Source organism: Nitrosomonas sp. Nm166, assembly GCF_900112825.1.
Lineage (GTDB): Bacteria > Pseudomonadota > Gammaproteobacteria > Burkholderiales > Nitrosomonadaceae > Nitrosomonas.
Genome location: NZ_FONE01000090.1, coordinates 1 through 3,457 on the forward strand (window position 1 = coordinate 1; position 3,457 = coordinate 3,457).

Genomic DNA, 3,457 nt, shown 5'->3' on the forward strand with positions numbered 1-3,457 from the left:
GTCATCAATGACCAGGGGGAGTTACTGAGCGTGAAAATAACGGCAGGTAATGTCGATGATCGTGACCCGGTGCCAGAACTGGCACGTTCCTTATTCGGGAAACTCCTTGGTGATCGGGGATACATCTCTCAAACGCTCCTTGAGCAATTGTGGGAACAGGGCGTGCAGCTCGTCACCAGGGTGCGCAGGAACATGAAAAACAGGTTGTTGCTGCTATTTGACAAACTCTTGTTGCGTAAACGCTCGATCATTGAGGCTGTCAACGATCAACTGAAAAACATCTCGCAAATCGGGCATTCCCGTCATCGCAGCCCGTTTAACTTCTTTGTTAATCTGATAGCCGGGCTGGCAGCTTACACATTCCGCGAGAAGAAACCCTCCCTTAATATCAGATCCTCACAAGCTCTTCCAGTCGTACTGATGTGATCCTTATGTCGAACTCACGTTATTTAATAATGATATCTTCTAAAATATTAAGTACAATTTGACTAAACCGTTTTGCAAACAAATCTGTAAAGCCTTCACGAGGAGAATAGTCAATCAACACTTCTGCTTTGATTATCTCGCGTGCAACATATTCAGCGCTACCCATTTCATCAGCAAGCCCTAAATCAATACTTTTTTGTCCAGTCCATACAATACCACTGAATATATCTGAATTATCTTTTAAACGCTCGCCTCTACCCTGCTGTACTACTCGAATAAATTGCTCATGAATTTCTTTTAATAAGGTCGTCGCATGCTCTTTCTGAGCAGGATCCAGAGGCATAAAAGGATCTAGGAATCCTTTATTTTCACCAGCTGTTAGTAAACGTCTTTCAACGCCAAGTTTTTCTAAAGTACCAGTGAACCCAAAACCATCCATTAGCACACCAATTGAGCCAACCAAACTTGCCTTATCGACGAAGATCTTATCTGCAGCGGCAGCAACATAATAACCACCTGAGGCACAAATATCGCCAATTACCGCATATAACGGGACTTCAGGATATTTAATTCGTAATCTTCTTATTTCATCATTAATATAACCGGCTTGAACTGGACTTCCTCCGGGACTGTTGATTCGAAGGATAACTCCCTTCGTATTTTTGTCTCTAAATGCAGATTGAAGGCTTGCATTAATTTTATCAGCGCTACTAGCGCTATCCGCAGTTATAATACCTTTTAAATCAATGAGTGCAGTATGCTTATCAGTAATCCGCACTTTCCCATCATTTATCCAACCCAGTGCAACAAATAATAATATAAAAAGATAAATAAAAGTCAAAGACTTAAAAAATATTCCCCACCTACGAGCACGACGCTGTTCTCGTAAAGAAGCCGAAGCAAGTTTTTCTAATAAATCTATTTCCCAGTTTTCTTTTCTAACTTCTGGTTCATCCATAGGTACATACTTACAATTAAGAAATCAAAATTATTATGTTTTCTATTGTTTTTCAAATTAACAAATAAAGTAAAGCGCCCCGATAAATATTATTATAAACGGGGCCAAGAGTTAATCTTATTATTTTATTTATGGTTAATCTTTAGCAGCAGAAGCTTGACTATCTACGTTAACTAATTAAGTTCTAGAAAGAGAAATGTTTAGTCCCACGATGCGCTGGAAAGGGGAAACGTTAAATCGTTCTAGCTCTTTTGCCTATATTTTGCAAATGTATTCGTAAGGCATGAGGCTCTTGAGAGTTTTTAATCGTTCGCAAAGTTATATGCTATCACAAAAGAATATAAGTGAGTCTTCAACTGGTCATGTGAATTATAATAATAGCGTTTCACAGTCGCTTTCTGATGGTTCTGTTCATTCGCTCAACCTGCCGACGCGCGCAATAAGCAGTGATACAAGGTCGAGCATGACAAATGCAAGCATGGGCTGCAGCGCATAAAAGCAATCGCGCAGAGACAAGCCTATGCTGCCGAAAAGCCACACATATAGCTTCTCCTCTGGCTTCAAAACCGTGGAGGCAGGTTCCTTCAGTCCCATCGGCGCATCATGGACAAAGTCATGCTTGACACTCTTTAGCTACGGCCTTGGATTGATATCGTACTGCTTCGCCAAAAAGCTCAGACTCTCTTGACTATATTGTATCTTCGACGGGTCGCCTACATCGTGCGGGCGCTTCCATACAAAGATCCCTGCACAACCGCGTAAATTTTCCTGTGGTGACGGAAAAAAATATCCAGATGACAGCTGTTATGCGTCATTTTAGTAAAAAGTGAAGTTTTTTCCCTCATTCTTAGGGAATTTCTCCCCTATGCAACATTTGGACGGATTGCTTCCCTTGGTGGCTTGTCCACAAAAATTTTGTGAGCTGCTTTTTTCAGATTCATGCAGATACTTTTCATCAGGACTTGGGCGTTAACTTTTGCCGTTCCGAAGTAGCTGGCACGCCTCATTCCGAATAGGCGTTTGATTATGCCGAAACACTGTTCGACAATATAGCGCTTTTTGCTGATCAATTTATTCGCCAGTTTCTGGCGTGCCGACAGCGGTTTATTCTTGTATGCGCGATTCATGATTGCGCTCTTGATTTTTCGCTTTCTTAGAAGCTGCCGATTGACGTTGGCTTCCTGATCCTTTGTCGGCATATACCCGATTCGCCTCAATGTGCGCACCATCGATAGCGGCTTCGAAATGCATCATTTCGCTCTGGTTGGCAGGAGCAGTGTGAACTCCGCGCACATCATAACCATCCTGCGCATCCACCACCAGATAACCGCGGTAGCCAAACTGCGACTTCTTGCCCTTCTTGAGCCAGATCGCATCCGCATCCGCACTTTGTGCATCAAAACAGCTGATTCCAGGCTGGCTGCCATCCTCAAACTGAACCGCCTTACCCTCGGCATCCACCTCCAACGTGATCGTCTTCTTAGGCCGTGCCGCTGACTCAATCAGCGTGGCATCAATCACCGCTCCTGTCGCACCCTTGACCATCAATCCGTGTGATTGAAGCTGTTCATTGATAGCAGCCAAGAGACCGTCCAGTCTGTCGTTGGCCACCAGGCGGTTACGGAACCAGCACAGGGTGGTTTCATCCGGTATATCATACGACAACGACAAACCACAAAACTGTAAAAAATCAATACGAACACTCAGCGCTTGCTCCAACGCGGCATCCGGCAAACTATGCCACTGACCCAGCAGCGTCGCTTTGAACATCATCAATCCATCAAACGGTTCCTATCTTCCGCCATGCGATAACTCCCGCTTGTATAAACCCGTAAGCCTCGGACGCAACTCCTCCCATTCAATCAGGGCATCAATCTTCATCAGCACACTGTCTCGTTTCAATCGTTGCGCTAATCCCAATATTGCACGAAGGTAGTGGCAATTCCCAAATAATTCTTTATAATTCAGTTACCTACGTCGAATAAAGAAAAGGAATTGCCAGTGACAAAGTGTACCCATAAATCATTTAATTTTCCAGGTGTAAAAAAGCGTACTGTTGAAGTAAATTTCCAG

At 43.5% G+C, this 3,457-nt stretch carries 5 protein-coding genes and 1 pseudogene; 1 reads left to right on the forward strand and 5 read right to left on the reverse strand.

Features of this window, described 5'->3' with window-relative positions:
- On the forward strand, window positions 1-426 hold a 426-nt coding region (locus tag BM021_RS14645), incomplete at its 5' end, for a transposase (protein WP_143074369.1).
- Window positions 427-445: 19 nt separating this feature from the next.
- Here the strand turns inward: BM021_RS14645 and BM021_RS14650 are convergent.
- From BM021_RS14650 to BM021_RS14660, 5 genes and pseudogenes are all read right to left on the reverse strand, one after another.
- Window positions 446-1,384, reverse strand: a complete 939-nt coding sequence (locus tag BM021_RS14650; protein WP_090721720.1) for a S49 family peptidase — start codon at window positions 1,382-1,384, stop codon at window positions 446-448.
- 177 nt (window positions 1,385-1,561) lie between these two features.
- Window positions 1,562-1,811: pseudogene (locus tag BM021_RS16380) on the reverse strand (IS481 family transposase); the annotation flags it as partial.
- The gene (locus BM021_RS16385; RefSeq protein ID WP_256207957.1) at window positions 1,796-1,978 is read right to left on the reverse strand and encodes a hypothetical protein; all 183 of its coding nucleotides are present in this window, start codon (window positions 1,976-1,978) and stop codon (window positions 1,796-1,798) included. The pseudogene BM021_RS16380 and the gene BM021_RS16385, both read right to left, overlap by 16 nt.
- A 269-nt stretch (window positions 1,979-2,247) precedes the next feature.
- Window positions 2,248-2,511: a transposase gene (locus BM021_RS16685; protein ID WP_371116578.1), complete on the reverse strand. Its 264-nt coding sequence runs from the start codon at window positions 2,509-2,511 to the stop codon at window positions 2,248-2,250.
- The gene (locus tag BM021_RS14660; protein WP_371116580.1) at window positions 2,489-3,157 is read right to left on the reverse strand and encodes a transposase; all 669 of its coding nucleotides are present in this window, start codon (window positions 3,155-3,157) and stop codon (window positions 2,489-2,491) included. The genes BM021_RS16685 and BM021_RS14660 overlap by 23 nt, the downstream gene beginning before the upstream one ends.
- Window positions 3,158-3,457 lie beyond the last annotated feature (300 nt).

Excerpts from the sequence above, each read along its gene's own strand:
- BM021_RS14650 (WP_090721720.1), bottom strand. The coding sequence starts at position 1,384 with ATGGATGAACCAGAAGTTAGAAAAGAAAACTGGGAAATAGATTTATTA.
- BM021_RS16385 (WP_256207957.1), bottom strand. The coding sequence starts at position 1,978 with ATGGGACTGAAGGAACCTGCCTCCACGGTTTTGAAGCCAGAGGAGAAG.
- BM021_RS16685 (WP_371116578.1), bottom strand. The coding sequence starts at position 2,511 with ATGAATCGCGCATACAAGAATAAACCGCTGTCGGCACGCCAGAAACTG.
- BM021_RS14660 (WP_371116580.1), bottom strand. The coding sequence starts at position 3,157 with ATGATGTTCAAAGCGACGCTGCTGGGTCAGTGGCATAGTTTGCCGGAT.